Annotated in this window: 2 protein-coding genes and 3 pseudogenes; 3 read left to right on the top strand and 2 right to left on the bottom strand. The window is 32.7% G+C overall.

All coding sequences use genetic code 11. The features are described from left to right. Nucleotides 1-98 precede the first annotated feature (98 nt). A pseudogene (locus HYG89_RS15655) lies at nucleotides 99-467 on the bottom strand (IS1-like element ISAba3 family transposase); the annotation flags it as partial. An 80-nt stretch (nucleotides 468-547) separates the two neighbouring features. Here HYG89_RS15655 and HYG89_RS15660 point away from each other — a divergent pair. The 3 genes and pseudogenes from HYG89_RS15660 (at nucleotide 548) to HYG89_RS15670 (ending at nucleotide 2,837) form a co-directional block, all read left to right on the top strand. Next, a complete protein-coding gene (locus HYG89_RS15660) occupies nucleotides 548-1,390 on the top strand; it encodes a carbapenem-hydrolyzing class D beta-lactamase OXA-58 (RefSeq protein WP_002002480.1) in 843 nt (280 codons plus the stop codon). A gap of 90 nt (nucleotides 1,391-1,480) precedes the next feature. Beyond that, nucleotides 1,481-2,187: pseudogene (locus tag HYG89_RS15665) on the top strand (IS1 family transposase). Nucleotides 2,188-2,360: 173 nt separating this feature from the next. Further along, nucleotides 2,361-2,837, top strand: a complete 477-nt coding sequence (locus HYG89_RS15670) for an AraC family ligand binding domain-containing protein (protein ID WP_074163966.1) — start codon at nucleotides 2,361-2,363, stop codon at nucleotides 2,835-2,837. Here the strand turns inward: HYG89_RS15670 and HYG89_RS16070 are convergent. Next, a pseudogene (locus tag HYG89_RS16070) lies at nucleotides 2,800-3,786 on the bottom strand (site-specific integrase); the annotation flags it as partial. The gene HYG89_RS15670 and the pseudogene HYG89_RS16070 overlap by 38 nt on opposite strands. Nucleotides 3,787-3,883: the final 97 nt, after the last annotated feature.

Consider the following 3,883-nt stretch of genomic DNA (forward strand, 5'->3'; position numbering starts at 1 on the left):
TGTTATACGAAACGAGAGTGTTAGAACCCATTTAAAGTGTCTATATTCTCACCAATAAAAATGTCCGGTTTCTCCGAGGTAAAATATGACTTTTGAACAAAAATAAGCCATTGTTTATTCTTTTTATTTCCAACAAAATTCCAGAACTCATCTACTTCGAGAGATTCATAATGACTTTGCTGAGGCTGAATTTCATAGGTTGATTCAGTTAAAGTACGTAAAACTTTACCGATACTGATGCGCTCAACTTCAGCAATATCTCGTATACCGCTGCCTCTGACCATCAACTGTAATATTTTACGAGTAATACCTGACTTACATCCTAGATAGCTCAGTGCATGATCACCAATAAACTGACGTTTACAGTCTTTGCACTGATAGTTTTGTTTCCCATCTACTTTGATACCATTTTTCTTTATACTATCACTGAGGCAGGTTGGACATTTGATTGCTAGAGTTATTTGCATTTCTCTATTTTATCAAAATCCAATCGGCTTTTTCTTCAGCATACTTTTTGAAACACTACCAAATTTTAAAGTTGTATATCATGAAATTATTAAAAATATTGAGTTTAGTTTGCTTAAGCATAAGTATTGGGGCTTGTGCTGAGCATAGTATGAGTCGAGCAAAAACAAGTACAATTCCACAAGTGAATAACTCAATCATCGATCAGAATGTTCAAGCGCTTTTTAATGAAATCTCAGCTGATGCTGTGTTTGTCACATATGATGGTCAAAATATTAAAAAATATGGCACGCATTTAGACCGAGCAAAAACAGCTTATATTCCTGCATCTACATTTAAAATTGCCAATGCACTAATTGGTTTAGAAAATCATAAAGCAACATCTACAGAAATATTTAAGTGGGATGGAAAGCCACGTTTTTTTAAAGCATGGGACAAAGATTTTACTTTGGGCGAAGCCATGCAAGCATCTACAGTGCCTGTATATCAAGAATTGGCACGTCGTATTGGTCCAAGCTTAATGCAAAGTGAATTGCAACGTATTGGTTATGGCAATATGCAAATAGGCACGGAAGTTGATCAATTTTGGTTGAAAGGGCCTTTGACAATTACACCTATACAAGAAGTAAAGTTTGTGTATGATTTAGCCCAAGGGCAATTGCCTTTTAAACCTGAAGTTCAGCAACAAGTGAAAGAGATGTTGTATGTAGAGCGCAGAGGGGAGAATCGTCTATATGCTAAAAGTGGCTGGGGAATGGCTGTAGACCCGCAAGTGGGTTGGTATGTGGGTTTTGTTGAAAAGGCAGATGGGCAAGTGGTGGCATTTGCTTTAAATATGCAAATGAAAGCTGGTGATGATATTGCTCTACGTAAACAATTGTCTTTAGATGTGCTAGATAAGTTGGGTGTTTTTCATTATTTATAAGAATTAGAAGTTTGAGGTTAATCTATTTTTGGTAGTGTTTCAAAAAGTATGCTGAAGAAAAAGCCGATTGGATTTTGATAAAATAGAGAAATGCAAATAACTCTAGCAATCAAATGTCCAACCTGCCTCAGTGATAGTATAAAGAAAAATGGTATCAAAGTAGATGGGAAACAAAACTATCAGTGCAAAGACTGTAAACGTCAGTTTATTGGTGATCATGCACTGAGCTATCTAGGATGTAAGTCAGGTATTACTCGTAAAATATTACAGTTGATGGTCAGAGGCAGCGGTATACGAGATATTGCTGAAGTTGAGCGCATCAGTATCGGTAAAGTTTTACGTACTTTAACTGAATCAACCTATGAAATTCAGCCTCAGCAAAGTCATTATGAATCTCTCGAAGTAGATGAGTTCTGGAATTTTGTTGGAAATAAAAAGAATAAACAATGGCTTATTTACGCCTATCATCGAGAAACAGGTGAAATTGTTGCTTATGTTTGGGGTAAACGAGATTTAGCTACAGTCTAACAATTGAAGACAAAGCTTAAACAATTAGATATTCACTACACCCGAATTGCAAGTGATCATTGGGACAGTTTCATCACTGCTTTTAAAAATGGTAAGCAAAGTATTGGTAAATTTTTTACTGTAGGTATTGAAGGCAATAATTGCAAAATAAGGCATAGAATTAGGCGTAGCTTCAGAAGAAGCTGTAATTTTTCAAAAAAGCTTGAAAACCATTTTAAAGCTTTTGATTTAGCCTTCTTTTCTTTTACATCAATAATGGCTTCATTTAAAGGCAGCATACTTTTTGAAGCACCACCAAAATTTTATGTTAAGTAGAGACTAAAAATGCCCTTGATTAAGGGCTTACAAGGGCATTTTGTATAAGGTGTATTATGTTAATTTTAGAATTTCTTCATTAGATAATTTTTGATAAGCTAAATCCATTAGGACTAATTAAGTAAATATGAGCAATTGGGTCAATGTCACACAGGATAAGTCTACAGGTATAGAACTAATTCATGCCCACTTCAAAGGCTTTGCATACGATCCTCATCTACACTCAAGTTATCTTATAGGGGTAACAGAGTTAGGACATCAACAATTCAATTGTAGAAAAAAAATTATTGATAGCTATCAAGGTCAAACTTTCATGCTTGAACCTGAAGAAGTTCATGATGGTAATGCACCAGATCCTCTCGGCTTCACTTATAAAATGATGCATTTAGATCCAGCATGGTTAAAAAAAAGCTATGAAGGAATATTTAATGAGCCTATCGAACTTGCTATCGAATCAACCCTACGTTCTGATCCTCAACTTTCACATTTGATACTTTCAACCTACAATATATTGAATAACAATGAATCTCAATTGATGAAAGATACGTATTTAGATCTTTTATTAGAAAACTTAAAGCAGAATAGGGAGGCTTTAAGGATGTAAATAAGATATGTGAAGGAATTTCTTTTCGGATTTCATTTATATAGATTTGAAGAATTCTGTAGTCTCGTTCCTGCAGTTTAATTACTCGGTACGAATATTCATTTTTGATTTTTGGCTTTTTTGATCGATCATCGAACTCATCATCTGTATTTGTAATAATTAAACTAAAACTATGATTCTGAATTGATTTTTTAATAGAGTTGGTTGTTAGTAGCATAAGCTCACCAATTCTAAGACCATAGTTGAGCATGAGATGTATGATCAGAAAGTTTCTGAGTTGTACATTTTTAGATCTAAAAGGATTTAATTCATTGTATTTATTAGAGTTACTTGGTGAAATGACTGAATACAATCCTTTAATCATTTCCTGATTCATGCTCTTAAAATTATGATTTATCTCACTTTTAATTGTCTTATTGGCTTTTGAAAAATTATTTATAATTTTTTTCTTTATTGTCATATATTTATTCAAGTTTTCTTTAATTTTTTGAATTTCCTTCAACGTAAGTTGTGGCTGTGATTGCATGCTTAAGTATTCATTAATCAAGAAGTTGTAAAACTTTAAGAAGGATCTAACTCTATGACCAATTGTTGTGTAATTAATATGTTCTGAATTGCTTAGCCGTATAAGATTACTTTCAAGTTTTTTATTATTTTCTAAGTAAACAATGAAATTATCAATTTCACATTGAATGATCTCAAAATTATAGGATGTCGAATAGAACGACTCACAAAAGGACGTGGCAAACTTTTCAAACCAAAATTCATACCAAAATTTTATTGCGATTAAATCTGCATGCTGCGTAGAGATACTTTGAAATCTAAGAAATTTCATGGTGTACAGCATAGGGTACATACATGGACAGAATGAATCTAAATCAAATAAAAGAATAATTTGATTTTCGTTTGAGACTTTCTTTTCTAAATGAATTGTTTTTAAAGCAAACATAGTAAAGTTTATGAATTATTCTTAAGGTCAACATATCATATTTTATGATTGAAATAGAAATTAGTTAAGTTATTGAATCTTAGTTCAAGAAAGAAAA

Origin of the sequence: Acinetobacter sp. SwsAc5 (assembly GCF_013391485.1) — a bacterium.
Taxonomy (GTDB): Bacteria; Pseudomonadota; Gammaproteobacteria; order Pseudomonadales; family Moraxellaceae; genus Acinetobacter; species Acinetobacter towneri.

Bases quoted from the DNA above. Each gene is read 5' to 3' on its own strand.
- HYG89_RS15660 (WP_002002480.1), top strand. From the start codon at position 548: ATGAAATTATTAAAAATATTGAGTTTAGTTTGCTTAAGCATAAGTATT.
- HYG89_RS15670 (WP_074163966.1), top strand. From the start codon at position 2,361: ATGAGCAATTGGGTCAATGTCACACAGGATAAGTCTACAGGTATAGAA.